This window comes from Photorhabdus viridis (assembly GCF_040256935.1).
GTDB lineage: Bacteria > Pseudomonadota > Gammaproteobacteria > Enterobacterales > Enterobacteriaceae > Photorhabdus > Photorhabdus viridis.
Map to the genome: position 1 here is coordinate 1 of NZ_JBEJZY010000369.1, position 284 is coordinate 284.

Here is a 284-nt window from a genome sequence, read left to right on the forward strand (position 1 = left end):
AGCCAGTGCAGCAGGGGCGGGGCGGGGGTAATTAACGGCGGAGGCCGCAGGCCGACTGGCTTACCGGTCTGTGGCTGTTGACCTTAACAGGCTGGCGGGCGGGTTTTAGGGTCGATGTTATCACCGGAGCCGCCAGGGACGGCGGCGACTGCGGCGGTGGGATTTTGCACTGTGGCTGACAGCGGAAGGCGTCCGCCTTGCGCGCCACGGGGGCTAAGAAGCTCAACCCGGCGGCCAGCCGCGCACCGGGGCTGAGGTAACCGCGCAGCGCCCTTCGGTGGGCG

General features: G+C 69.4%; 1 protein-coding gene. It reads right to left on the bottom strand.

The annotated features are described in order from the left end of the window. Nucleotides 1-83 precede the first annotated feature (83 nt). Nucleotides 84-284, bottom strand: a 201-nt coding sequence (locus ABR397_RS23780; RefSeq protein ID WP_350307845.1) for a hypothetical protein, incomplete at its 5' end; no start/stop codon positions are given.